At 70.9% G+C, this 24,683-nt stretch carries 18 protein-coding genes; 12 read left to right on the top strand and 6 right to left on the bottom strand.

What is annotated here, in order from left to right; translation table 11 throughout:
- Positions 1–95: 95 nt before the first annotated feature.
- From KME78_RS16110 to KME78_RS16100, 3 genes are read left to right on the top strand one after another with little or no spacing between them, the layout of a single operon-like run.
- Positions 96–1,325, top strand: a complete 1,230-nt coding sequence (locus KME78_RS16110; RefSeq protein ID WP_219529697.1) for a M24 family metallopeptidase — start codon at positions 96–98, stop codon at positions 1,323–1,325.
- Positions 1,322–1,909, top strand: a complete 588-nt coding sequence (locus KME78_RS16105; RefSeq protein WP_219529696.1) for a hypothetical protein — start codon at positions 1,322–1,324, stop codon at positions 1,907–1,909. Before KME78_RS16110 ends, KME78_RS16105 begins: the two co-directional genes overlap by 4 nt.
- A 36-nt stretch (positions 1,910–1,945) precedes the next feature.
- Positions 1,946–2,971 carry an MBL fold metallo-hydrolase gene (locus KME78_RS16100; protein ID WP_219529695.1) on the top strand — a complete coding sequence of 342 codons (1,026 nt, stop codon included), beginning with the start codon at positions 1,946–1,948 and terminating at the stop codon, positions 2,969–2,971.
- Here KME78_RS16100 and KME78_RS16095 read toward each other — a convergent pair.
- The 5 genes from KME78_RS16095 to KME78_RS16075 all read right to left on the bottom strand — a co-directional run bounded on the left by KME78_RS16095 (position 2,961) and on the right by KME78_RS16075 (position 9,281).
- A complete protein-coding gene (locus KME78_RS16095; RefSeq protein WP_219529694.1) occupies positions 2,961–3,785 on the bottom strand; it encodes a carbohydrate ABC transporter permease in 825 nt (274 codons plus the stop codon). The genes KME78_RS16100 and KME78_RS16095 overlap by 11 nt on opposite strands.
- Complete coding sequence (locus KME78_RS16090; RefSeq protein WP_219529693.1) at positions 3,782–4,762, bottom strand: carbohydrate ABC transporter permease; 981 nt, start codon at positions 4,760–4,762, stop codon at positions 3,782–3,784. The genes KME78_RS16095 and KME78_RS16090 overlap by 4 nt, the downstream gene beginning before the upstream one ends.
- 4 nt (positions 4,763–4,766) lie before the next feature.
- A complete protein-coding gene (locus KME78_RS16085; protein WP_219529692.1) occupies positions 4,767–6,218 on the bottom strand; it encodes an extracellular solute-binding protein in 1,452 nt (483 codons plus the stop codon).
- A gap of 120 nt (positions 6,219–6,338) precedes the next feature.
- A complete protein-coding gene (locus tag KME78_RS16080) occupies positions 6,339–8,156 on the bottom strand; it encodes an endo-1,4-beta-xylanase (protein ID WP_219529691.1) in 1,818 nt (605 codons plus the stop codon).
- A 93-nt stretch (positions 8,157–8,249) separates the two neighbouring features.
- Positions 8,250–9,281, bottom strand: a complete 1,032-nt coding sequence (locus KME78_RS16075) for a LacI family DNA-binding transcriptional regulator (RefSeq protein ID WP_219529690.1) — start codon at positions 9,279–9,281, stop codon at positions 8,250–8,252.
- A 213-nt stretch (positions 9,282–9,494) separates the two neighbouring features.
- On the opposite strand from KME78_RS16075, the gene KME78_RS16070 reads away from it, so the two are divergent.
- The 9 genes from KME78_RS16070 (at position 9,495) to KME78_RS16030 (ending at position 23,456) form a co-directional block, all read left to right on the top strand.
- Positions 9,495–11,471 carry an MGH1-like glycoside hydrolase domain-containing protein gene (locus tag KME78_RS16070; RefSeq protein ID WP_219529689.1) on the top strand — a complete coding sequence of 659 codons (1,977 nt, stop codon included), beginning with the start codon at positions 9,495–9,497 and terminating at the stop codon, positions 11,469–11,471.
- A gap of 71 nt (positions 11,472–11,542) precedes the next feature.
- Positions 11,543–12,871: an SWIM zinc finger family protein gene (locus KME78_RS16065; protein WP_219529688.1), complete on the top strand. Its 1,329-nt coding sequence runs from the start codon at positions 11,543–11,545 to the stop codon at positions 12,869–12,871.
- Positions 12,868–16,023 (top strand): DUF7824 domain-containing protein, encoded by a 3,156-nt coding sequence (locus tag KME78_RS16060; RefSeq protein ID WP_219529687.1) that lies wholly within the window; start codon positions 12,868–12,870, stop codon positions 16,021–16,023. The genes KME78_RS16065 and KME78_RS16060 overlap by 4 nt, the downstream gene beginning before the upstream one ends.
- Positions 16,020–18,848, top strand: coding sequence for a hypothetical protein (locus tag KME78_RS16055; protein ID WP_219529686.1), 2,829 nt, complete (start codon positions 16,020–16,022; stop codon positions 18,846–18,848). The genes KME78_RS16060 and KME78_RS16055 overlap by 4 nt, the downstream gene beginning before the upstream one ends.
- A gap of 64 nt (positions 18,849–18,912) precedes the next feature.
- Positions 18,913–19,506 (top strand): TetR/AcrR family transcriptional regulator, encoded by a 594-nt coding sequence (locus KME78_RS16050; protein ID WP_308126975.1) that lies wholly within the window; start codon positions 18,913–18,915, stop codon positions 19,504–19,506.
- Positions 19,507–19,585: 79 nt separating this feature from the next.
- On the top strand, positions 19,586–20,773 hold the full coding sequence (locus tag KME78_RS16045) for an aromatic ring-hydroxylating oxygenase subunit alpha (RefSeq protein ID WP_219529685.1): 1,188 nt from the start codon (positions 19,586–19,588) through the stop codon (positions 20,771–20,773).
- Between the two features lie 10 nt (positions 20,774–20,783).
- The gene (kce, locus tag KME78_RS16040; RefSeq protein WP_219529684.1) at positions 20,784–21,713 is read left to right on the top strand and encodes a 3,5-dioxohexanoate:acetyl-CoA acetone transferase; all 930 of its coding nucleotides are present in this window, start codon (positions 20,784–20,786) and stop codon (positions 21,711–21,713) included.
- A complete protein-coding gene (locus KME78_RS16035; RefSeq protein WP_219529683.1) occupies positions 21,700–22,668 on the top strand; it encodes a 3-hydroxyacyl-CoA dehydrogenase NAD-binding domain-containing protein in 969 nt (322 codons plus the stop codon). Before kce ends, KME78_RS16035 begins: the two co-directional genes overlap by 14 nt.
- The gene (locus KME78_RS16030; RefSeq protein WP_308126989.1) at positions 22,656–23,456 is read left to right on the top strand and encodes a VOC family protein; all 801 of its coding nucleotides are present in this window, start codon (positions 22,656–22,658) and stop codon (positions 23,454–23,456) included. The genes KME78_RS16035 and KME78_RS16030 overlap by 13 nt, the downstream gene beginning before the upstream one ends.
- Before the next feature lie 21 nt (positions 23,457–23,477).
- Here the strand turns inward: KME78_RS16030 and KME78_RS16025 are convergent, their stop codons facing one another.
- Positions 23,478–24,593, bottom strand: a complete 1,116-nt coding sequence (locus KME78_RS16025) for a helix-turn-helix domain-containing protein (protein WP_219529681.1) — start codon at positions 24,591–24,593, stop codon at positions 23,478–23,480.
- Between the last annotated feature and the right edge of the window lie 90 nt (positions 24,594–24,683).

Here is a 24,683-nt window from a genome sequence, read left to right as displayed (position 1 = left end):
GGACGATCTTATTGAGCCTGTGACCTATGCCCGTCGCGGGACGGCTGGTCACGTGACAGATTCCGGCCGGGCGGCGCCGCCCTAGCGTCGTCGGCATGGATCTTCCCACCTACTCGCCGGCCGAACGGGACCGGCGCTGGGATCTCGCCAGGGAGCTGATGGATGCCGAGGGCGTCGACGCGCTCATCGTCCACAGCGGGGCGGAGTGGGCGCCGGATGTGTACTTCACCAACGACCGTCCCGGGGCGATCGTCGTCTTTCCCCGCGCAGACGAGCCGATCGCCCTGGTCCGCTCGCCCGCGCGGCTCGGCGAGCACCTCGACGCGAGCAGGCGCGGCGACGCGGTGTGGATCAGGCCGGAGAACGTGCTCGTCGCCAAGCACGCGCACGGCGTGGCGGAGGTGCTGCGTGCGCACGGGCTCGGCAGGTCGGCGATCGGCGTGCTCGGTCTCGAACCGTGCCCGCCTTTCCACGCCGACCCGCTCGTGCCGTACACGCTGTGGTCGGCGGTGCTCCAGCAGTTCCCGCAGGTGACCTTCAAGCCGGTTGAGGCGGCCTTCGTGCGGCGCGCGCTGAGCCAGTCCGCGGAGGAGCTCGCGGTCATCGGCCACGCGGCCGCCATCGGCGAGGCGATGGCCCGGGCCATGCTGGCGGCGGTACGGCCCGGCGTCACCGAGGCGTCGGTGTACGCGGCGGGCATCGCCGAATCCCTGCGGCGGGGTGCCGTGGCGCCGGGCATGCTGATCGTGTCGGGCAAGGAGTTCGTCTCCTGCGGCCCGCCCGCGTGGTCGTACCGGCCGCAGGCGTCACGCGTGATCGAGGACGGCGATCTGCTCCTGGCCGAGATCGCCGGCTCGTACGGCATGCGGGAGACCCGGCAACGGCTGGCCATCGCGGTCGGCGACGTCCATCCCGACGTGGAGTCGGCGGCGCTGGCGGCCCGGGCCTCCTACGAGGCGGGGCTGGCGGTCCTGCGTCCCGGGCACACGTTCGGCGAGGTCGTGACCGAGATGGAGCGCCCGCTCCAGGAAGGGGGCGGCTGGCACGCGTACCCCCTCGTGCACGCCGTCAATCCCTGCGGAGCGGCGGGCGGATCCGGCGCCGGAATCGGCACGCTGCCGCAGAGCGCGCGCTACGGGCTGCTCGCCGAGCAGCCCACCATCGGCTCCGACCTGCCGCTCAGGCCGGGCATGACGTTCGCCTTCGCGCCCAACTGCGTCCACGGCCGCCGCCTGGTCCACGTCGGCGGCACCGTCGTGGTCGGCGAGGACGCGCCGATCGAGCTCAACACCATCACCACCCACCTCATGAGGAGCACCCGATGACCCGCCACCGTTCCGCTGTCGCCGCCGGCGTCCTGGCCACCGCGCTGATCGTGGTGTTCGCCTACCTGTCGCCCGGACTGGCGCTGTGGCTGACCTTCATCCCGGCCATGGTGATCGCCTACGGCTGTCACCTGGCCACCACCGACCGCAGGCTCCCCGACCCCTCCCGGGTGCTGCCGATCTACCTCATCGGCCTGGCCTGGCAGTTTCTGCACTTCGGGGAGGAGTTCATGAACGGGTTCAACCGGCGCTGGCCGACCGAGGTCTTCGGCGCGCAGGCCATGTCCCTCCCCCTGTTCGTCTGGATCAACATGATCTCCTACGCCGCCTTCGCCATGGGCGCGCTCGCCATCTACCGCGGCTGGCGCGTGCCACTGCTCATCGCCTGGTTCTTCGCGATCATGGGCGCGATGGGCAACGCCATCGGCCACCCCATTTACGACCTGGTCGCGGGCGACCTCGCCTTTCCCGGCATTGTCACCTCGCTCGGCTACTGGGTGATCGGCCCGATCCTCGTACACCGCCTCTGGACGGCCGCTCTCCCCCAGGTGGCCGAGGCCCGGCCGGTAGCCGTCTCCGTCTGATCAATTTCGCTGGAAACCGAACGAAAGGAAATCGACATGTCGACATCACACATCCCGGAGCGCGAGATCGCCGAGCGCCCCAAGGGTTACGGCGGGCCGAACCTGTCACCGGTCGGCCTGGAGCTGGTGCCACACGAACTCGCGCCGGGCGTGTGGGCACTCATGGCCAACCTTCCGCCCAAGGACAACAACGGAGTGGTCGCGGGGCGGGACGCGGCCCTGGTGATCGACGCCGGGATCACCCCCGACGTATCGGTCAAGATCCAGGCCACCGCCGCGGGCCTCACCGGCCGGCCGCTGCGCTACCTGGTCAACACGACCTACCACGGCGACCACACCTTCGGCAACGCCGCCTTCCCCGACCAGGTCGTGGTCGTCTCGTCCAGGGTCAACAAGGCGAACATGACCGATCTGGCCTACGAGAAGCAGACCCGGTCAGCCAACATGTACGGCGACGCCGCGCTGCTGGACGAGGTCACCACCTGGCGCGGACCGGACCTGACGTTCGACTCCTACGCCGAGATCGACCTCGGAGGCCGGATCGTCCAGCTCCACCACTTCGGTCCGGGCAACGGGCCGGGCGACACCGTCGTCTACGTCCCCGACGCCCGCACCGCCTGGACCGGCAACTTCCTCAGCCACGCGGGCATAGCCCCCATGCTGCTCCAGGGCGGCCCCGAACCGTACCTGGGGTCGCTGCGCCGGATGCGCGAGGCCCTGCCCGACCTGGAGACCGTCGTTCCCGGGCACGGCCCGATGGGAGCCGGGCCGGCTGCGGTGGACGATCTCATCGGCTACCTCGAGCGACTGCACGACGAGGTGCGGGCAAGCGTGGCGGCGGGTCGCGGCCTGGAGGAGACGTTCGCCGCCTGCACCGACCCGTGGGCCGAGCGCCTCGACCCCGAACTGGCGGCCGCCCTCGCCCGTTACCCGGTGCCGCAGGGGGCCGCCCAGCAGGGCATGCTCCTCCTCTGCCGCGACCTGCACCGGCTCAACATCCTGGCCACCTACCGCCTCTACGAGGACACACCGCGGTTGCGCGCCCCTTCTGTCACTGCTTGACCGCGCCGGCCAGCCCGTTCACGAAGAATCGCTGCAGCACCAGGAAGATGGCGATGATGGGAGCGAGGGTGATCACGGAGCCGGCGCACAGGAGCGTCCAGTCGGTGGAGTTCTCGCCGATGAAGGCGTACATGCCGACCCCGAGCGTCCGCAGTTCGGGACGGGCGAGGGTGAACACGAGCGGGATGAAGAAGCTGTTCCACGCCGAGATGGCGGTGAACAGCCCGACCGTGGCCAGCATCGGCCCGGACAGCGGCAGCATGATCCGCCAGAAGACCTGGTGGAAGTTGGCCCCGTCGACGCGGGCGGCGTCTTCCAGGGAGCGGTCGATCGCCCGGAAGTAGCCCATGAACAGGAAGGTGCCGAAGACGATCCCGCCGGCGGACTGCACGATGATGATCGACCACAAGCTGTTGAGCAGGCCGAGCGCGTCCATGATGTCGAAGATCGGGATGATGGTGTACCCATGGGGCAGGAACACCGTCCCGGCCACCGCGACCAGGACGAGCCCCTTGCCGGGAAACTCGGTGCGGGCCAGCGTGTACCCGGCCATGGCGGTGACGAGCAGGGTGATGACCACCGTGCAGACGGTGATGGTCAGCGTGTTGAGGAAATACTGGCCGAAGGACGCCCCCTGCCAGGCCTGCCCGTAGTTGGACCACAGCGGTGTGCCGGGCAGCGGGTTCAGGCCGCGGCCGAAGAACTCGTCGGTGCTCTTGAGCGAGCTGCCCAGCGTCCACGCGAACGGGTAGAGCCAGGCCACTCCCCCGATGAGCAGGAAGAGGTGCGTCAGCAGGGGTGGGCGGCGGGTCATGCGCGGCCGCCCCTGCGCCGGACCAGCACCCGCAGGAAGAGCCCCTGGAGCACGGCGAAGACGATGAGCAGCAGCCCGTAGAAGAACGAGGCCGCCGAGGCGAGGCCGACGTCCCGTTCGACGCCGGTGCCGCCGAACCCGCCGAACGCCAGGTGGTAGATGTAGGTGTTGACGACCTCGGTGGCGAAGTACGGCCCGCCGTTGGTGAGCACCTGTACGAGGTCGAAGACCTGGAACGAGCCGATGACGGACAGCAGGACGATGACGACGCCCACCGATCTGAGCATGGGCACCGTGATGTAGCGGAAGCTCGCGAGGGCGCCCGCCCCGTCGAGCCGCGCCGCCTCGTACAACTCGTCGGGGATCGTCTGCAGCCCGGCCAGGAAATACACCAGGTTGTAGCCGAGCGTGTGCCAGATCCCGACCCCGATGATAATGATCATCGCGAAATTCGGGTCGCCGAGCCAGTCGATGTATTCGTGCGTGAGACCGAGCGACATCAGCAGGTCGTTGACGACGTCGCCGAAATTCGAGAAAAGCAATTGGACGACGACTCCGACGACCGCGGCGGAGGTCACCACCGGGAGAAAGAAAATCGTCCGGTAGAAGGTTCGCGCGCGCAGTCGCTTATTGTTCAGCACGAGAGCGAGGGCGAGCGCGAGGACGAGCTGGACCGGCACGACGATGAGCACGTAGAAGAACGTGTTGCGCAGGGCTCCCCAGAAGATGGAGTCCGTCATCACCCGGGCGAAGTTGGCGAGCCCGACGAAGTCGCCGGGCTCGCCGATCCCGTCCCACCGGTAGAAGGTGTAGCCGAGCGACGCGACGATCGGGTAGATCACGAAGGCCAGCAACAGCACCAGCATCGGCAGCACGTACACGTAGGACCAGCGTGCCGCGACGATCCGCCGACGCAGGTGGAGGGCCCTTCTCGCGATCACCGCGCGGGGCGGGGCGGCCAGGTGGACATCCGTCATCGTGTCATCCGCGCTTGGTCGTGTACGACTTGGCGATGTCCCAGTCGGCGAACTTGTAGTCGTCCATGCTCACCTTGAGCCCCTTGCCGCGGGCCTTGGAGACTGCCTCGCTCAGGGCGCCGTTCAGCCGGTCCTCCAGCTCCTTGAGCGCCTTGGGCACGTCCTTGAGCTGGCCGGTGTAGATGCCCGCCGCGACGTCCGGGAGGTCGGGCTGGACCGGCGCCACCTCCACCTTGGCGAGGTCCGGGTTACGGATGGCGGGGACCGGTCCGACCAGGGCCGTGTCCGCCATGCCCACGTACTGTTTGAACGTCGGCGAGCTCACCCCTGCCGGGTCGTTGTTCTGGGGGTAGACCGACAGACCGTAACCGCCCTGCACCCAGCGTTTGCCCGCGGCGGGACTGTAGAACCAGTCGAGCCAGGCCCACGCCTGCTCGGGGTTCCTGGCCTTGGCCGAGATGCCCATCAGGTAGCTGCCAGGGGATCCGTAGAAGAAGCCCTGCGGCGTGCCGGTCGGCGAAGGCAGCGTCGTGAGGCTGTAGTCCTTGAACCCGGCCTCCTCCCAGGGTGCCTGGTTCCACACCCCGCCGACGATCATGCCGAACCGGCCTTTCGCGAAGAACGCCCTGGCCTGCTCGTCGGAGATGCTCATCGAGTTGGGGTAGATGAAGCCGCGGCTCTTCCAGTCGAGGAGCAGGGCGAGGAAGTCGGCGTAGTTGCGGTCGCCGCCGTACGTCCATCGGCCGGTTCTGTAGTCGACCGTCTGGGTGCCGCCGGGCGACCCGGCGCCGCGGCAGAACAGCTCGATCAGCCAGGGCAGCGCGCCCTTCTGCGCGTTGCCGAAGCCGAGCCCGAACGCCTTGCCGCCGCTCTTGGTCGTGATGGCCTCGGCGGCGCGGGTGATGTCGTCCCACGTCTTGGGGATGAACACGGTCCCGTCGGGGTTGGTCAGCCCGGCCTGTTTGAAGAGGTCGTTGTTGATGTAGAGCTGCAGCGCCGGTGCCAGGCCGCTGAACGGCGCGGAGTACACCTTGCCGCCGAACATGTTGACGCCCTCGACGAAGCTGTTGTCGGGGAACCTCGACCGCCACTCGGGCGTGGCCCACTTGTCCAGCGGCATCAGCCAGCCCTGGCCGACGGGCACCTCCAGTTTCGGCTTCGTGGGCAGCAGGAAGACGTCGGGCGCGGTGCCGCTGCGTACCGCCAGCGCCAGCAGGTCGAGGTACTTGTCGGTGACCTGGGTGGTCTTCTTGACCGTGACGTCGCCGTGGGCCTGCTGGAACAGCTTGATCTCGTTGTCCGCCCAGGGGGCCTGGCTGACGTACCAGTCCCAGTACGGCAGTGTGACGCCCGACGCTTGGCGGCCGGAGTCGCCGCAGCCGGACAGGAGCGCGGCCCCGCCCGCTGCGGCCGCGGCCTGCAGGAGTTGCCGGCGGCTGAGCTGAATGGCTGACATGGTCTTTCCTTTCGATGTGCTGAGCGTGCCGTCGGCCGACCCGATGCGCGGGAGTCAGCCGACGACAGCCGACCCGATGCGCGGGGGTCAGCCGACGACAGCCGACCCGATGCGCGGGGGTCAGCCGGCGACCACCGTGATCGCCTTGCCGGCGATGGTCGGCATGGAGACGGCGACCTGCTTGGTGACGCCGCCGACGGTGACCTTCACGGTGTAGTCGCCGAGGAAGCCGCGCACCGTGGTCGAGCCGGTCGAGCCGGTCGTGGCCGACGCCTTCGTCCACCACGCGCCGTAGATGAGGTCGCGCCACGCCTGGCCGTTGGGCTTGAGAGTCCAGTCCGTACGGAACAGCGCCCGCTTGGGATCCCAGGTGTCGCCCTCCCAGAAGCCGAAGGTGCTGACCCCGGTGACCTGCGGCATGCTGAACATGGTGGTCAGGAAGTCCCGCGTGTAGTCGGCCTGGAGCTGCTCGTCGGTGGTGCCGACGTCGAACTCGGTGATCGCGATCGGCAGGCCGGGCGCGCCGAACTTGTTGATCAGCGTCACCAGGTCGGCCGGCGGGGTGAGCTGCTCACCGGCGAAGTGCCCCTGGATACCGATCCCGCCGATGGGTGCCCCGCCGTCCTTCAGCGTGCGGGCCAGGGCGGCGAACTGGTCCTGGTGGCGGACCTCCCAGCCGTTGTCCTCGATGATGTCGTAGTCGTTGAGGTAGAGCTTGGGGCCCGCGTCGGCCTGCCGGGTCAGCCGGAACCAGCGGTCGATCTCGCCGTCGCCGAGCACGTTCTGCACGTCGTGGTTGGCGTACGGCTCGTTGACCACGTCCCACTCGTCGATCTTGCCGGCGAGGGTGCTCGCCTCGTCGGTGATGTGGGTGTCGATCCTGTTCCGCAACGCGGCAGGGTCGCCGCGCAGACCGCAGACGTCGGCGGGCATGTTCCCGCACGACGGCCAGATCAGCGTGTGCCCGCGGACGAACAGGCCGTTGTCGCGGCCCCACTGGAGGGCGGGCAGGGTGTAGGTGTCGCGCTCGGTGACGTTCTCCCAGTGGTTCCACTTGAGGTTGTTGCCGAGCGTGAACTGGTTGAAGTTGGCCAGCAGCGTGTCGCGGTACTTCTGCCCCGCGGTGTTCTGCGTCATCAGGCGTATGCCGTCCGCGGCCGAGCCGAACTTGAAGGCGTGCCTGGTCAGGTCCGCCCGCACGGTGGCGCCGGGGACGAGGTGGCCCTGGGCGTCGACGACCTTGACGTACAGGTTGCCCTTGCGGTTGCGCTCGATGCGGTCCTCGGCGGCGGCCCGCCAGGACGCCCCCGCCTCACGACCCGCGTAGGTGGACTGGGGCCATCCGGCAGGGGTGCCCGGGCCGTACCGCAGCACCGACACGCCCGCGATCTGCAGCACCTGCGGGCCGTAACCGAGCCAGAAGTTGATCCGGACCTGCCCGGCCGCGTAGTCGGCGACCATCCGGAACGGCAGCTGGAACCGCTGCCAGCCGGACCCGACCTTCATCGCCGCCTGGGTGGACTTGGTGTAGCCGCCGCCGTTCTGCTCGAAGACGAAGTGGGCCAGGCCGGAACCGGAGGCGGTCGGCGTCACCGAGCGCGCCCAGAAGGTGGCCAGCATCGCCTCGCCTTTGACCGTGGGCTGCGCGGACGGGGCGCCGACGCCCAGCGAGTACTCGCCGTCCAGGCCGGGCGAGCTCGGCTGGCCGGTGACGGTGATCTGCAGTGCCTTGTCGAAGCTGGGCTGGCCCTGGACGGAGACGATCTTCGTCTGGGGCGCCGGGGTCCCGGTGAACTGGGTGAACGCCGCGAGGGCGTCGGCCGGCATGATCTCGGTCGGGTCGGCGGCGGTGGCGGGCAACGCCAGTCCGAGCGCCGCGAGCAGCGCGACGGAGATGACGTACGCCGCCCGGCGCCGTGCCTTGGTGAGGCGACCCATGGGGAGGGTCCTTTCTTTCGACGGGCAGGGGGATTTCGACCGGCGCCCCTCGGGGCGCGGTCTTCGCTTCGTCGATGGGATGGACGCCGGGTGTCAGGCGGGGGCGGGCCCCGTGCTGTCCCGGACGACGAGGGTGGTCGGCAGATGGACGCGGGCGGGCGGCTGACCCTGCCCGCCTGGTGCGGACTCCGGGGAGATGGCGGCGAGCAGCATGCGGGCCGCCTGCTGCCCCATCGCCTCGAACGGCTGGCCGACGGTGGTGAGGGCGGGCTTGACGTGCGCCGACGACGGTATGTCGTCGAATCCCGCCACCGACACGTCCTCGGGCACCCGCAGGCCGCGGTCGGCGGCGGCCTCCATGGCGGCGTAGGCGGTGACGTCGTTGTGCGCGAACACCGCCGTCGGCCGGTCGGCCCGATCCAGCAGCTCGCGCACCAGCTCACGGGCGACGGGCGGCTCGAACCCGCTCTGCAGGGTGAGCGAGACGTCGATCGGGACGCCCGCCTCGGTCAGGGCGTCCTCGTAGCCGCGCTGCCGGTCCTGGCAGCACGGGTATGTCATCGGCCCGGCCAGCGACGCGATCCGCCGGTGGCCCAGGTCCAGCAGGTGGCGGACCGCGCCGTACGCGCCCTCGTAGTTGTCGGCCTCGACCGACGGCAGGTCGAAGTGGGAGCCGAGGGTGTTGATGAGGACCACGGGCACCCCCTGCTCGTGCAGGTCGAGCAGCGGCTGCATGGCCTGGTCCTGGCTGATCACCAGAACCCCGGCCGACAGACCCGAGGCGAGCATGCGGTCGATGACGGGCGCGTAGTCATGGTCGTTCGTACTCGTGTAGAGGATGATCTCGTACGGCGTGCGCTCGATGACGGAGGCCACCCCGAAGTTCAGCGGGGCCACCATCCGCCAGGTAAGTCCCGGCACGATCATGCCGATGAACGGCGGCCGTCCTCCCTTCGCCAGCGCGCTCGCCGTGGCGCTGGGCACGTAGTTGTGCCGCGTGATCACCGCCAGCACGCGGCGCCTGGTCGCCGGATCGACCCGCGGGCTGTTGTTGATCACCAGCGACACGGTCGATTTCGATACGCCGGCGAGGCGTGCGATATCGCGGATCGTGATTTTCTCCATGCCCGTCCTCAGCTGCGCCCGGCCTTTTGTCAAACCGGTCCAACACCTTGTGAGGAAGGTAACGCTGGACCGGTTCGATGACAATACCTGAATGAAAAACTCGGGTAACTCGGGCGTAACTCTTGCGACGGATAACGGCCGGTGTCAGCATCGGTTCACGAGCGCCAGAGCCGCCGGCCGCCCATCCCTCCCTCTCCTCCACGGGGTTGACGCATGCCTTACACCGTTGACGAGCTCGCCTTCGACCTGCGCCAGAGCATGGCGCCCGGCCACACCTGGGTGACCAGCGGCTGGACCACAGTCCACGCCCGGCCGGGGTCGGTGTGCGGGGTCGGCGGGTGGTTCGCGCCGCCGTACGCGGCGCCCGACGCCGAGCTGGCCGTCGAACTGGACATGGACGGGCACCGGATCGCCGACGGCGCGGCGCCGGGCGTGGCCGGGGTGGGGCTGCTGTACGCGGGCGGCACCTGGTGGCCCGGCCGGATCGTCAGGCACGGCACCTACCACCGCCGCCACGACGGCGAGCTGCTGTCGCTCCGGGTGCAGAGCACGCTCACCCCTCTGTACGGGCAGGCGGGGTTCGTCCTGGAGGTGGAGATCGCCAATCGGGCCGACCGGGACGTCACCGTGACCCTCCAACCCCATGTCGACCCCGGCGGGCCGCACCGCGTCCCGCTCGGCGACTGGGGCTGGGTGCCGCCCGCCCCCGGCCCGAAGGCCGTCAGCACGGGCCCGTGGACCTGGCGGGCCGGGGACCTCACCGTCGAGCTCTCCCACGAGGGCCTGCGCCAGGACGTCCCCGCGGGCGGGACGGCGGTGTTCGCGCTGGCCGTCCACACGGGCACGGCCTCCGGAAGGCCACGGGAGCTGGCGGCCGAGGCCGCCCGGTGGTCGTCGCAGCGCGTGACCCGGGCGCTGGCGCACGTGCCGCGGCTGTCCAGCGACATCCCCGGGCTGGCAGAGTACTGGCGGAGCTCCCTGGTCAGCGGGCTGGTCTGCCTCTGGGACAACCCCGGCTTCATCACCTCGCCGTTCGTGGCCACATCCGGCCTGGACGGCGGGGCGCTCTGCGCGTACGCCTGGGACACCGGCGGGTACGCCCCCCACCTGCTCACCCTCATGCTCGGCGACGCCGCCACCGGCGTCCTCGAATCGCTCATGAAGGTGGATCTCACCCGGCACTACGCGATCGCCCCCGACGGCAGCGGCCTCGGCGTCCCGTACGCGTACAGCGGCTGGTCGCTGGTCACCCTCGCCACCGCCGTCGCCGCCCACCTCGGCCTCTCCCCCGCCCTGGTCACCCAGCTCCACGACCTCGTCGAGGGCCTGGACGCCCGTTTCACCCCGGCGGGGGCGCTGCGCGACTACGGCACCCAGCACAACCTGCTGGAGATGCGCGGCACGGGCTGGGAGCACGTGGTCGCCAGCCCCAACGCCGAACGCGCCTGGTGCCTCGACCGGCTCGCCGAGCTGTCCGAGGCGTCCGGCGCGCGGCTGCCCGTCGGCGACCTGCGCTCCCGCGCCCGCGACATCAGGGACGCGATCGCCCGCGAGCTGTGGGACGAGCAGGAAGGCTGGTTCCGCTGCCGGTACCCCGACGGGCAAAGCGAGCTCGTGCGGCACGTCCAGGCGTTCGACGCGATGCGCAACGGCGCCTGCACGCCCGAGATGGCCGATGCCATGCTCGGACAGCTGCGTGAGGGCTCGTTCCTGTCCCCGTACGGCGTCAGCGCCGTGGCCGCGGACGACCGGCTGCACTACGAGCTCGGCGACACCGACTGGTCGGGCGGCGGGGCGTACACGGGAGAAGGCCCGCAGCTAGCCCTGACGCTATGGGAGCGCGGCGAGCCCGGCCTCGCCTGGGACGTCATGCGGCGGCTGCTCTGGATGGGGCGGCATTTCCCGTACTTCCCCCAGGAGCACTACTGCGACCGCCCGGCGGCGCCGCCCGAGGGACGGCGGATCAACATCGTCGCCGGGCTGGCCGGTGCGGAGGCGATCCTGACGGGGGCGGCGGGTGTGCGATTCCGGCTCGACGGCGGCCTGGTCGTCACGCCGCCGGCGCTGCCGGACGGCGGGCTGGAGCTGACGGGGCTGACGTACCGGGGGCGGACGATCGACGTCTCGACCGCCTCGGGCACCGTCACCGTGGACGGCCGCCCACACAGGGCTGGCGAGGTGATCACGTGACGCCGGAGCTCGCGGGCTGCCGGTGAATCTGCCGCTCCGGTTTGTCAGTGGGGCGATCTATTGTCCCGGCCATGACTTCAGCGACGCAGGCGTACACGTACGCCGCGCCCTCCTCCCTTGTCGACGGTCGTCTCGGGTTGGCGACCTCCGGCGGGCGGGCCCTGTCCGGCCCGGCCGTGGCCCCCCGGTTCTTCAGCGGCGTGGTGACCCAGGCAGCCCCCGCCGCGGCGGGCCTGCTCAGCGTCGCCGATGTGGCGCTGGCCCGCTACCACCAGCCGCAGGCGCGGCCCGGCTGGGTGCGGGACCCGGTGGTGACGTGCAACGGAGACCGGTTGCGGTTCGAGTCGTTCTCGGCCTGTGGCGGGGTGTACGCCCGGCTTGATCTGCTGAACGGCGCGCTCGACGGCGAAGTGTTCGACCGGGGTACCACCAACGTCGACGTGAACGCACCGCTCCGGGAGGCGCTGGCGCGCATCGGCGCACGTGACCCGTTGCACCTGGGGGTGGGCCTCGACGAGCTGGTCGTGACCACGATGGACGGCGCGGTGGTGGAGAAGAAGGTGCCGCTGCCCGAGCGCTGGTTACGCGGATTCGCCGAGGTGCAGGTCATCGCCTCGGGCATGGACCAGCGCGGCGAGCTGACCGGCATGGCGGCGGTGCGGTTCCTGCGCGGGCTGCCCAAGAAGGGCACGGTGTGGGTGGCGCAGGCGGGTCGTGAGCTGAAGCTCTCCGACCGTCAGGTTCCGGGATCGGTCCAGCTCGCCGGCCCCAACCGGCTCGGCACCCTCCTGCCGCTGCTTCGCTTCGCGAAGTCCCTGCGGGTGTACGGCCCGGCCGACGCCGCCTCCAGCGCCTGGGAGCTGGAGCTGCCGGGCATGCGCTACACGCTCACCCTCTCGCCCGAGCGCTGGCGCGGCTTCTCCGGCGAGGGCGCGGTGCTCGACGACCTGGCCACCGACGAGGCCGAGAACGACGCCGACGTGGTGGGCATGCTGCTCAACTTCGAGCCCGAGATCGAGATCGGCCTGCTGGCCGACCGAGCGGGCATCCCCGCCGACCGGGTGCGGACCGCGCTGACGCAGCTCGGCGTCGCCGGCCGGGTCGGCTACGACCTGTCGGAGGCCGCCCACTTCCACCGTGAGCTGCCCTATGACAAGGACAACGTGCTCCTGCTCAACCCGCGGCTGGCCAAGGCGCGCAAGCTCGTCGACGCGGGCGCCGTGCACCTCGAAGGCGAGTCGGCCACCGTCCGCACCTCGGGCGGCGCGCGCCGGGTCTTGCTGGCCGACGGCTCCTGCACCTGCGAGTGGTGGTGGGACCATCGCGGCTCCCGTGGGCCGTGCAAACACGTGCTGGCCGCCCGGATCGTCGCCCGCGCCGCCGTGGAGGTCTCCCGATGACCCTCTGGACGGAGATCTGCGACCTGATCACTGGCAACCAGGTCGCCCGCCTGGCCGACCGGCTGGTCACGCTCACCGAGGAGGAGCGCGCCGAGCTGGGCGGGCGGCTACCCGGCCTGGTCAAGGAGCTGCGCCGCGCCCTCACCGAGCAGCTGCGCGCCGAGCATCCCGACGACTTGGCGGAGATGGTCTCCTGGGAGGTCGGCGACCTGCTCGACGAGGTGGCCGGCGCGCTGCTGCTGGCCGGTGTCGGCGTCATCACCGGCCCGGCGGCCGCCGTGACGTGGATGACCAGCCGCGACGTCAACCGCCGCTGGGCCGAGGACCCCGATGTCGCCCAGGTGTGCCGGGTGGCGGCCACCCGCCCCTTGGAGTGGCGTCGTGATGTCGCGGTCCGGCTGGCCCAGCGGGTGCGCCGTCCCGCCGACCGCGTCGCGCCGCTGGCCGTGGCGCTGCTGCGTGAGTCCGGCGCCGTGCCGCCCGACCACGACCCGCTGGTGGCCGCCTGGCTGGCCGCGCCAAGCGTGGCCGGTGACCCGTTGACCCCCGTGCTGCTGCCTCGTGTCTTCGCCGCCGACGGCGCGGGCCGCGCCCTCCGTGACGAGCGGCTGGAGCCCCGGCCGACCCGCTGGCTGGCCGCCGTCGCCCGCGAACTGCCCAGGGAGCAGGTGCTAGACGGTTGCGTGAGCCGTTTCCTGCGCGGTGGCGAGGCGCAGGACCTGCGGTTCTTCGTCCGGCTGCACACGCTCCTGGACCCCACGCCCGCGGAGTCCGCTCCCCGCCTGCGCGACTACCTGCGGTTGTTGCCCTCGGCTCCGGGCACGGTCGCCGAACTGGCTGCCGGGCAGGTGCGCGGGGCGATGCCGCTCGACCACGCCGACCTGGTCGAGGCGGTCGACGCGCTCACCTTCCGGGACGAGGCCAAGTTCGCCGCCATCGGCCTGCGCTGGCTCGACCAGGCGATCCGGGCCACGCCCGAGGCGGCCGCCGACTTCGTGACCGCGCTGACCACGGCGTACGCGCACAAGTCCTTCGACGTGCGCAACCGCGCGGTCGAGCTGACCCTGAAACACGCCGGCCTGTTCGCCGACCAGGCCGGGACGATCCTCGACGGCGTCCGCCACCTCCCCGCCGACCTGGGCGCGAAGCTGGCCGAGCGGTTCGGCGGGGAGGCCCCGGTCGAGGAACTGCTGCAGGACAAGGAGTTCCCGCCGCTGCCCGAACCGCCGCAGGCGCGGCGGTTCCCCGAGCCGTCGATTTTCCCCGACCACCACGAGCACTGGATCGGCCAGGAGCGCTGGCTGGCGGCCTTCGTCGCCGGGATCGCCGACGACCGGGAGAAACTGCGCCGCACGCTCAAGCCCCACGTCGAGCAGGACCAGGGCTACTGGCGGTCCAGGGAGGTGCGCGTCGACTCCGACGACTGGCAGTCGGCGCTGGCCGCCGAGCTCGTGACCCCCGGCAGCGTGGCAGAGCCACCACCGATCGGGCCGGAGAAGTTCTGGGACGGCGCGAGCTACTCCGTGGGAGTACGCGCCCTCGCCCGGGGCGAGGAGCCCGCCCCGGAGCCAGGGCGCCGGGGGATCATGATGGGCAGCGCCTACCAGCCCGGCCGCTACCTCGACGACGACGCCCCACTGCGCACCTTCTTCATCACCTGGACCAGCGACGACGGCCCGGGCGGGGCGGTGGCCCGCGAGGGCGACCAGCAGATCCCCTTCGCCAGGGGCCGGATCCACCTGTACGGCTCCCCCACCGACGACGGGCTGCCGGATCACCTCCGTCCGGTGCGGACGAGGCCCGGCGTCTTGTACGACGACTCCGAGGAGGCCATGCCGTCCTTCATCCTCGACGACGTCTACGAGCGCATGGCCGAGCTCGGCGTGGACCCCGCCCGGATCGCGGCGATGCGGGCGGAGGAGCAGGTACCCCCGCCAGGCCCAAGCGAGCCGCTCGTGCAGGTGACCGTCGACTTCGTCCCGCCCCGGCTGCGGTCCTTCATGCCCGAGGAGCTGCCCGAGCACGACGAGTGGCGGCGGCGCAACCGGCTGCCCCACCCCGATCGCGTCTCCCCGCCCCACGACTTCCGGCTGCACCGCTACGCGGAACTCGCAGAGGCCATGCGCAACGGCACCCTGCCGCCGGTGCTGCTGGCCACGCCGACCTGGATGAGCGGCCACCTCGACCCCGACGTACTGATCGACCGGCTGGAGACCTGCGCCGCCGCCGGCATGGAGCCACCCCCGGCCGACCTGGCGCAGGCGCTGCTGCGGCTGCCCCGGGGCGGCCACCCGGCCGCGGCCGACCGGGCCGCCAAGGTCGACTCGGCGGCGGCGCGCTCGGCCGCCCGCTGGCTCGCCGGTGACGGTATGGCCGACCCCGAGTGCGGCCACGTGTGGCGCCACATGGTCGGCGCGTCCATGGTCGAGTTCGGCGACGGCGAACCGGAGCACTTCACCCAGGTCAGGCTGCAGCCCGTGCTGCGGGTGACGGCCCCGACCGGCCATCGGCTGATCGACGAGGTGCTGCTGCGCGAGCCGTTCGACTGGGCGGCCGACGAGTTCGGCGGCGCGCTCAGGGCGTGGCCCGCCATGCTGCCCTCGCACCGCGAGGTCGTGGCCGTCAACTTCCTGCCCTTCCTGCTGAGCGGGCACTGGGGCGCGGGGATGGTTCCGGCGGACATCACCGGCCTGGAGATCGCCCAGGGCCCGATGGGCGAGTCCACGGCGGTGATCCTCGCCTTCCTCCTGGCCGACACCGGGTCCAGCATGATCCCGCTGGTCCTGAGCCTGGCCGCCAGGGGCGAGCTGCCCGCCGAGGCGATCGGCCGCCAGCTCGCGCTGGTGCTGCGCCGCACCTGGCAGGAGACCCGCCCCGCCATCGCGGTCCTGACCGAGCTGGCCGAGGCCGGCGGCCACCATGAGGTGTGGCGCATCCTGCGCGCCCTGCTGCCCGGGATGCTGCCGGGCGAGGGGCAGCGCATCACCGCGACCCACGCCGAACTCGTCGCCTTCGCCGCCGACGTGGCCCGCTGGACCGGCGCGCGCGGGGAGATCCCGGTCGTCGGCGAGTTCGCGCGGAGCCGCCGGACGATCCGCTTCGTCCATGAGTGCAAGCGCCTGCACGCCCAGCTCACCGGAGCCACATCATGACTTCTGACGACATCCGTACCGAGATCAGGAATCTCGTGCTCAACCACGACGCCGAGGGTCTGGCGTCGCGGTTGCCGAAGCTCACCGACGCCGAGCGGGCCACCGTCGCCGCCGGCTTGCCGGGCCTGCTCGCCGAGCTCCGCGCGAACCCGCTGCCGACCGCCACCTTCGGCTGGGACGCCTTCGACTGGACCGCCGGCTCGTCCGAGGTGCTGATGATGGTGGGCGCGGCGACCATTCCCGGCCCGGCCGGGGCGGCCACCTGGCTGATGAAGCGCGACCTCAATCCCCGCTGGTCCGGCGCGCCGAGCCCGCACCGGCTGGTGAAGGCGGTCTCCGGCCGCCCGGTGGCCTGGCGGGCCGATCTGGCGGTACGGCTCGCGCGCCGCATCCGCCGTCCCGACGACCGGATCGTGCCGCTGGCCTTGGCACTGCTGCGTGACGGCGAGGCCACCCCACCCGACCACGAACCGCTGGTGGCGGCCTGGTTGTCGGCGGTGGGCGTGGCCAAGGACCCGCTGACGCCCCACCTGCTTCCGAAGATCTTCGAGGCGGCCGGCACGGGCCGGGCGCTGGTCAACGAGACACTCACCCCGAAGCCGTCCCGCTGGCTGGCCCTGACCGCCCGCACGCTGCCGCGCGAGCAGATCATCACCGGCTGCGTGCGCCGTTTCCTGCGCGGCGGCGACACGCAGGACCTGCGGTTCTTCGTCCGGCTGCACACGCTCGTGGCGCCCACGCCAGAGGAGTCGGCCGGGCGGCTGCGCGACTACCTGCGCCTGCTGCCCGCCGCGCCGGGCCCGGTGGCCGAACTGGCCTGGCAGCAGGTACGCCGGGCGCGGCTCGACCCGGCGGACGTCGCCGAGGCCATCGAGGCGATGACCTTCCGCCAAGAGGCCAAGCTCGCCGTGAAGGGCCTGACCTGGCTCGACCGCGACCTCGGCCACCACCCGGAACGGGTGGCCGACCACGTCACCGCGCTGACCAACGCGTACGCGCACGCCTCTCACGAGGTACGCGACCGCGCCGTCACCCTCACCCTCAAGCACGCCGGCCACCTCACCGACCCCGCCCCGATCCTGGAGGCGGCCGAACTCCTGCCCCCGGCCTCGGCCCGGCAGCTCTTCGAGCGCTTCGTCGAAGGCTGGTCCAGCGAATTCACCCCCGGCCGCCTGCCCGAGGTCACCGCCCCCGGCCCGTTCCCCACCTCCGGCCTGGAGAGCGGCCCGCCGGAGGAGATCGGTTGGATCGACGTCGAGGCGTGGCTGGCGGCGGTCACGCGGGAGGCACACACGAACCCGGACTCCCTGAAGGAGACGCTGGCCCGGCGGTTCGGCGAACACCTGCGGCCGGTGCTCTACGACGCGCCGACGTGGCACTCCCCGCGTGACTGGTGCACCGCGCTGGCCAGGGAACTCGTCAACCCCGGCGAAGATCCGGGGCCGCCCGCGTCCCGTCCGCCGAGGCAGCGCCCGTCGTACCGGAAGACGACCTCCGAGGAGCAGCGGGCCGACGCGGAGCACGCCTTCCCCGGCCTGTCAGGCGATCTCGGGCAGGCCCTGTACGACGGCATGGTGAACGTCGCGGCCACGGCCTTCCGGCTGTTCCCCGGCCTCCGCATGGTCGTCCCGCTCCATGAGATGCCCGACTACGTACAGGAGGACATTCTGCGGACGACCGACATCCAGACCGACCTCTACGACCCGGAGGCGCGACCGGCGCCCGCCCCCTGGAACCGCCTCCCCCACCTGCGGGAGTGCGCCCGCCCCCATGCCTTCCTCCTGTCCCGCCTCGACGAACTCCTGCGCGCGGCGAAGGCCGGAGCCCTGCCCCCGGTCCTGCTGGCCACCCCCACCCGCGCCGACGGCCACCTCGACCCCGAGACCTTGCTCGACCGCCTGGCCGGGTGCGCGGAATCCGGCTGCGAACCGCTCCCGCTGGACGTGGCACAAGCCCTGTTACGCCTCCCGCCCGACCCCGCCCCTGACCTGGCCGAACGCGCGAAGATCATCGGCTCGGCGGCCGCCGCGGTGGTGGCCCGCTGGTTCGAGCGCGGCGCGCCCCCGCCCCCGGAGGTGGAGCTGACCTGGACCCTCGAACTCGGCTCCCGCGTCGTGCCCTATGACGACCATGTCCTCGACCAGCGCGGCATCGCCAACGTCAGCTGGCAACCCGTGGAGCCCACCGGTCTCGCCCACCTCGACGCCCTGCTGACCGCGCCCGAAATGCGCCCGTTCCGGCGCATGTCACGTCACTTCTGGCCCGGCATGACGCCCCACCACCGGGAGCTCGCGGCGGCTCATCTGGCGATCGGCCTGATCGGCCATTTCGACCCGCCCGACATCGCGATCGACGACCTCCGCAACCTGGCCCTGGCCGAAGGCGCGTCCGGCCCGGCGACGGCCCTGGTCCTGGCCTACTTCCTCACCGTGGAGGGCGACGACGCGGTGCCCCCACTGCTTCAGCTGGCGGCCAAGGGCGCGCTCCCCGCCGCCGAGACGGGCCGCCTGCTGGGCCTGCTCGGCCGCCGCACCCGCTACGCGGCCGACCCCGCGTTGCCCTCACTGGAACTGGCCGCCAAGCAGGGCGCGCACGCCGAGGTATGGACGATCCTGCGCCACTTCCTGGCCGTCTTCCTCCCGAGGGAGGGCGAGCGGGCCCAGCGTCCGCACACCGACGCCGTCGTGCTGGCCACCGACATCGCCACATGGGCCGGCGCGCGGGGCGAGTTCCCGGAGGTGGCCGCCCACGCGAAGAAACGCGGCTCGACCTCGCTGACCAGGGCCTGCCGAAGCCTCCACCAGTTCCTGACCCGGGAGACCTGATCGGCTCAGCGGCGAGAGGACGGTCATTCGCCTCAGCATCCTGCCGGATACTAAGGTCGTGGATGTGAGTCCGAGGTCCGTGCGCGCGGCGGACGCCGATGAGAAGGTCGACCGGCAGGCGCGGATCCTTGAGGCGGTGCTTCGGCTCTTGTCCCTGCAGGGCATATCCGGGGTCAGCATGCGTGCCGTCGCGCGCGAAGCCGGGGTCTCGTTGGGGCTGGTCAACTACTACTACGAGGACAAGACGAGCCTGATCCGTGCGGCCCTGCACCGCATCGAGGAGCAGGACATCGCGATGGTCGAGCCGGACCTCGCCCTGGACCCCGAAGAGCGGCTGCGCGCCGCGCTCAAGCGGGTGGCCGACCCGGAGTTCCTGACGACGGAGTATCTGTCCCGGCGACTCCAGCTCTGGGCGCTCGCCCAGGTTCACGAGGACTTCGAGCGCATCAACACGGTGGCCCAGAAGCGCTACCGCGCCGGGCTCGCCGCCCTCATCCGCGCGGCCCGGCCTGAGCTGTCGCGCGGCGAGTGCGGCAAGCGGGCCGCCGACATCGACGTCGTCCAGAACGGCCTGTGGCTCACCGCCCTGCTGGGGCTCGACCGCGCCTCGATCAGAAGAAGCGTCGCTCGCTGCGAGGAGATCGCGCTCGCCGACTGACTGGTCACGCTACGGGCAACTTTGAACGAACGTCCAGATAGACATTGAACGATCGTCCAAACCGTCGTACGCTCCCGCCATGGCATCAGTCACTGCGGAAGACGTACGCCGCGTCGGCCTCGGGTTCCACGAGAAGCCCGAACGATCGATGTCGCTGCGGTCGGAGGCGTACACGGACCCACTGTGGCTCGACGTCGACGTCCGGGCGATCTTCGGCCGGACCTGGCAGTGGATCTGCCACGTGGAGAAGCTCGAGTCGCCGGGCAGCTACGTGTCGGCCATCGTGGCCGGCATGCCGATCGCGATCGTCCGCGATCGCGACGGAGCACTGCGCGCGTTCTACAACGTCTGCAAGCACCGCGCCCATGAGCTGCTCACCGGCTCAGGCACCACACGCAACATCGTCTGCCCCTACCACGCGTGGACCTACGGCCTCGACGGGCAGCTGAAGGCGGCTCGTCGCGCCGAGCGGATGGAGACCTTCGACAAGAGCGAGATCTGCCTCGACCAGGTGCGGGTGGAGGAGTTCGGCGGGTTCGTCTACGTCAATCTGGACCCGGGCGCCGCTCCTTTGGGCGAGCAGGCCGGGGACCTGGCGGCCGACATCGCCCGGTGGGCCCCCGACGTCGCTCGGCTGACCCACGCCAAGCGGTTGACGTACGACGTCAGGACCAACTGGAAGAACGTCATCGACAACTTCCTGGAGTGCTACCACTGCCATATCGCCCACAAGGAGTTCGTCGACCTCGTCGACATGAGCACCTACGAGGTGAAGACCCACGGCATCTGGTCGAGCCACTTCGCCGAGGCCGGCAAGCACGAGAACTCGGCGTACGACGTCTCAGACGCGTCGGTCACCCAGCACGCGGTGTGGTGGCTCTGGCCCAACACCTGTCTGCTGCGTTACCCGGGCCGCGGCAACTTCATGGTCTTCCAGGTCGTTCCGGCGGGCCCCGACCGGACCCTGGAGACCTGGGACTTCTACTTCGAAACGGCCGAACTCACCGGCGCCGAGGTCCAGTCGGTGACGTACATCGACAAGGTGCTGCAGGAGCAGGACATCTCCCTCGTGGAGAGCGTCCAGCGCGGCATGAGCACCCCCGCCTTCGACCAGGGCCGCATCGTTTACGACCCGGCCGGCTCCGGGCTGTCCGAGCACGGCGTGCACCACTTCCACGGCCTTGTCCTCGACGCCTACCGGTCGTATGTGGCGGGCTCCGGCACCGGGCGCGATCATGAGGAAGCTGTCCCCATCCTCACCAACTGAAGGAGCGGCCATGTCGAAGCCTGTCATCATCACCTGCGCACCGACCGGCGGAATCCACACCCCGACGATGTCACCGCACCTGCCCGTGACCCCTGACGAGATCGCCGCCGCGTCCATCGAGGCCGCCGAAGCGGGCGCGGCGATCATTCACCTCCACGCCCGCGACCCCGAGACCGGGAGGCCCGACCCACGACCGGAGCTGTTCCTGGACTTCATGCCGAAGATCAAGAGTGGCTGCGACGCCGTCCTGAACGTCTCGACGGGAGGGGGCCTCGGCATGACCCGCGAGGAACGACTGCGCGCCGCCGTCGCGACCTCCCCGGAGATGGCGTCGCTCAACGTCGGCTCGCTGAACTTCGGGATCTTCCCGATGCTGGAGAAGCACTCCCAGTGGAAGCACGACTGGGAGCCGGCCTTCCTGGAGATGACGCGTGACTTCGTCTTCAAGAACACCTTCGCCGACCTGGAGTACGTGGTGAAGGAACTCGGCCATGGCCACGGGACCAGGTTCGAGTTCGAGTGCTACGACCTCGGCCACCTCTACAACCTGGCCTGGCTCATCGACCAGGGCTGGATCGAGCCGCCCTTCTTCGTGCAGATGGTCTTCGGTGTGCTCGGCGGTGTCGGCGCGGACCTCGACAACCTCCAGCACATGCACACGGTGGCGGACAGGCTGTTCGGGGACAGCTATGAGTGGTCGGTGCTCGCCGCCGGACGCCACCAGATGCCGTTCGCGACGCAGGCCGCCATGCTCGGCGGCAACCTGCGGGTGGGCATGGAGGACAGCCTGTACATCGGACCGGGCGAACTCACGACGTCGAACGCCGGCCAGGTACGCAAGATCCGCGGCATCGTGGAGGCACTCGGACATGAGATCGCCACCCCGGCGCAGGCCCGGGAGCGGCTCGGTCTCAAGGGAGCCGACCATGTCACCTTCTGAGTCACCTTCTGGGGTCGCCCGCGTCGCCTCGCTCGGCGGCGGAGTGATCGGCCAGAGCTGGACCGCCCTGTTCCTGGCCGCCGGGAAGTCGGTCGCGCTGTACGACCCCGACCCGGCCGCGGAGGCGCGGGTCCGCCGCGCGGTGGAGACAGCGTGGCCGGCCCTGGTCGAGCTCGGTCTGGCGACCCGGGCCGAGCCGGAAGGTGAGCTGCTCGTGTGCGCGGACGCGCGGACGGCGGTAGCCGACGCCCAATTCGTCCAGGAGAGCGTGCCCGAACGGATCGAGCTCAAGCACCAGCTGTACGCCGAGATCGAACCCGCCCTTGCCGAGGGTGCCATCGTGGCGTCGTCAGCATCCGGCCTGACCCTCACCGAACTTCAGGCCGGTTGGGAGCACCCGGACCGGTTCGTCCTCGGTCACCCGTTCAACCCGCCGCACCTGATCCCCCTCGTCGAGGTCATGGGCAACGAGCGGACAGGCGCCGGCGTCATCGAGTGGACCCGTGGCTTCTACGAGTCCGTCGGCAAGGTGACGATCGAGGTCAAGCGGGAAGTCCCCGGCCACGTCGCCAACCGGCTGCAAGCCGCCCTGTGGCGAGAGGTCATCCACCTCGTCAACGAGGGCGTGGCATCCGTGGACGACATCGACACCGCCATCTCCTCCGGGCCAGGTCTCCGCTGGGCCGCCTGGGGGCCGACGACGCTCTTCCATCTCGGCGCCGGCGACGGAGGCCTCGCCGCCTTCTGCGAGCGGTACGCCGACAGCTTCAACCGCTGGTGGGACGACCTGGGTCACCCACACCTGGACGAGGCCACCGCGGCCCGGTTGGTCGACGGGCTGGCGGCCGCCGGGTCCGGTGACCTCGATACCCTGGCCGCGCAGCGCGACGCCATGGTCGTGGCGGCAGTCGTGGCAGCGGGGCGCGTGAAGGGAGCGGTGTCATCGCCGGCATAGCCCTTGATCACACGTCGTTCGCCGTCCACGACGCGATGGGCTGGGCACGGCGGCTGCGGCGCGAGCTGGGCGCGACCCCGATCTTCGGTGAGCAGCTCGCGGAGTTCAGATACCTGCTGCTCCACGTCGGCACCGCCGACGACGGCGCGAGGGTGGAGCTCCTGGAGCCGAGGGGCGCGGGGTTCCTCACCCGTTTCCTGAGTGCCCGCGGCGAGGGCCCGCACCACATCACCTTCGTCGTACCGGACCTGCGCGCGATGGTGGCACACGCCCGCGCGCTCGGCCTGACCGTCGTGGGCGAGGACCACGACCACCCGCCGTGGCGCGAGGCGTTCATCGCGCCCGACGACAAGCACGGTGTCGTCATCCAGCTCGCGCAGTCCGACCGGAGCTATCCGCCTGTCGAGCAGCTGTTGTCGAGTCGTACCCGTGACCTCGAGGACTTCCCCAGCTCCCGGGGAGCCACGGAACCGCTCTGGTGGACCCAGCTGTGGGAGACCGCACCGGGAGCGGTCGCACGGCTGGGAACCACCCACCTGGCGTCGACGGACCTCGGCTTCTCTCGGCTCGTCTTCGGGGACCTGTTGGAGGCTCGGGTGGCTGAAGACGACTCAGCGCTGGATCTGTCGTGGCCCGGCGGATCGGTCCGTGTACATGCCGCGGACCGTCCAGGCGTGACCGGAATGAGCCTGCGCGGCGGTCCCGCCGGCGGCATCGCCATCGGTCCCGCCCGGCTGGGGACAACGGGCAGTCGTCCCGATGTCCGGGCAAGGAACCCCTACTCATAGGGCAGTGGTCCAGAAACCGGGTCAACGCGCCACCCCGGTAGGCAGTGCCAGCACCCGATAGGCCCGCCGCTCATCGGCGCTGAGCTCCTCGTACGACATGTCCAGCGCGGCGGTGACACCGCGCTCCCCGGCCTGCAGTCGCTGGTGCTCTTCCAGCCGCTCCAGCAGATACCTCACGCTCCACGCCGGATGGGCCTTCAACCGGGCCGCGGCCAGCCGGATCGCCAGCGGCAACAGCCCGCACCGCCGCACCACCTCGGCCAGCACCTCCCGCGGGACACCCGCGACCCGCCCTTCCCCAGCGGTACCTGAGAACAGCCCGATCGCGTCCGTGAGCGGCAGCACATCCACCGACACCATACGGACGCCGTCCAGGCCGACCAGCCGCCGTCGGCTGGTGATGAGCACCAGACAGCCTGCCGCACCCGGCAGCAGCGGCCGCACCTGCTCCTCATCAGCGGCATTGTCCAGAACGATCAACATCCTGCGGTCGGCCAGCACACTGCGGTACAGCGTCGCCCGTTCACCAAGGTGCTGCGGAATCGACTCACCGGGCACACCCAGGACACCCAGGACTCGGGCGAGCGTGTCGGCCGGGTCAGCCGCGGCCATGCCTTGGGGGTAACCGTGCAGGTCGACGTACAGATCCCCATCGGGAAAGCGAGAAACCAGTTGATGGGCGGCATGTACGGCCAGCGCGGTCTTGCCCACCCCCGCCATGCCATCAATGGCGATGATCACCGCTGCGGCCGTACCATCGGCCTCGCCCATCTCGCCGAGAACGGCCAGTTCCCGCGCCCGGCCGACGAACGCCGCCACATCGGCGGGTAACTGCCGCGGCGTCGTGCGTATCGGGCGCGAGGTCTCCGGCCCCGTGATCGCGGCGCGAACCAGCATCGACAGCTCCGCATCACCCAGGCCCAGCGCCTTGGCCACCGACCGCATCGACGTGCCGCGGGGGCGCTCCAGCCGGCCGGTCTCCCACCGGCGGACGGTCCGAACATTCAGACCCGCCCGCGCCGCCAGCTGCTCTTGGGTCAGAAGCGCCCGCTCGCGCCACGATCGCAACAACCCGCCGAGACCCGGCTCCTCCGCAGAAGGGCAGTCCTTGGCCACGTCACCAACTCCTGGCCTCATGCACGTACCCCCTGCGGCCGGCTACCTGGATCGGGAAAGACGACATGCCGCACCGCCCTGTCAGCCGCGGCCGAACAGCCGACGCTCGAA

The sequence above is a fragment of the Nonomuraea guangzhouensis genome (assembly GCF_019396345.1).
GTDB lineage: Bacteria > Actinomycetota > Actinomycetes > Streptosporangiales > Streptosporangiaceae > Nonomuraea > Nonomuraea guangzhouensis.
This window is presented reverse-complemented; position numbering and strand designations above follow the sequence as displayed.

Excerpts from the sequence above, each read along its gene's own strand:
- KME78_RS16080 (WP_219529691.1), bottom strand. The coding sequence starts at position 8,156 with ATGGGTCGCCTCACCAAGGCACGGCGCCGGGCGGCGTACGTCATCTCC.
- KME78_RS16060 (WP_219529687.1), top strand. The coding sequence starts at position 12,868 with ATGACCCTCTGGACGGAGATCTGCGACCTGATCACTGGCAACCAGGTC.
- KME78_RS16095 (WP_219529694.1), bottom strand. The coding sequence starts at position 3,785 with ATGACCCGCCGCCCACCCCTGCTGACGCACCTCTTCCTGCTCATCGGG.
- KME78_RS16100 (WP_219529695.1), top strand. The coding sequence starts at position 1,946 with ATGTCGACATCACACATCCCGGAGCGCGAGATCGCCGAGCGCCCCAAG.
- KME78_RS16090 (WP_219529693.1), bottom strand. The coding sequence starts at position 4,762 with ATGACGGATGTCCACCTGGCCGCCCCGCCCCGCGCGGTGATCGCGAGA.
- kce (WP_219529684.1), top strand. The coding sequence starts at position 20,784 with ATGTCGAAGCCTGTCATCATCACCTGCGCACCGACCGGCGGAATCCAC.
- KME78_RS16065 (WP_219529688.1), top strand. The coding sequence starts at position 11,543 with ATGACTTCAGCGACGCAGGCGTACACGTACGCCGCGCCCTCCTCCCTT.
- KME78_RS16045 (WP_219529685.1), top strand. The coding sequence starts at position 19,586 with ATGGCATCAGTCACTGCGGAAGACGTACGCCGCGTCGGCCTCGGGTTC.
- KME78_RS16025 (WP_219529681.1), bottom strand. The coding sequence starts at position 24,593 with ATGAGGCCAGGAGTTGGTGACGTGGCCAAGGACTGCCCTTCTGCGGAG.
- KME78_RS16035 (WP_219529683.1), top strand. The coding sequence starts at position 21,700 with ATGTCACCTTCTGAGTCACCTTCTGGGGTCGCCCGCGTCGCCTCGCTC.
- KME78_RS16055 (WP_219529686.1), top strand. The coding sequence starts at position 16,020 with ATGACTTCTGACGACATCCGTACCGAGATCAGGAATCTCGTGCTCAAC.
- KME78_RS16105 (WP_219529696.1), top strand. The coding sequence starts at position 1,322 with ATGACCCGCCACCGTTCCGCTGTCGCCGCCGGCGTCCTGGCCACCGCG.
- KME78_RS16075 (WP_219529690.1), bottom strand. The coding sequence starts at position 9,281 with ATGGAGAAAATCACGATCCGCGATATCGCACGCCTCGCCGGCGTATCG.
- KME78_RS16085 (WP_219529692.1), bottom strand. The coding sequence starts at position 6,218 with ATGTCAGCCATTCAGCTCAGCCGCCGGCAACTCCTGCAGGCCGCGGCC.
- KME78_RS16110 (WP_219529697.1), top strand. The coding sequence starts at position 96 with ATGGATCTTCCCACCTACTCGCCGGCCGAACGGGACCGGCGCTGGGAT.
- KME78_RS16070 (WP_219529689.1), top strand. The coding sequence starts at position 9,495 with ATGCCTTACACCGTTGACGAGCTCGCCTTCGACCTGCGCCAGAGCATG.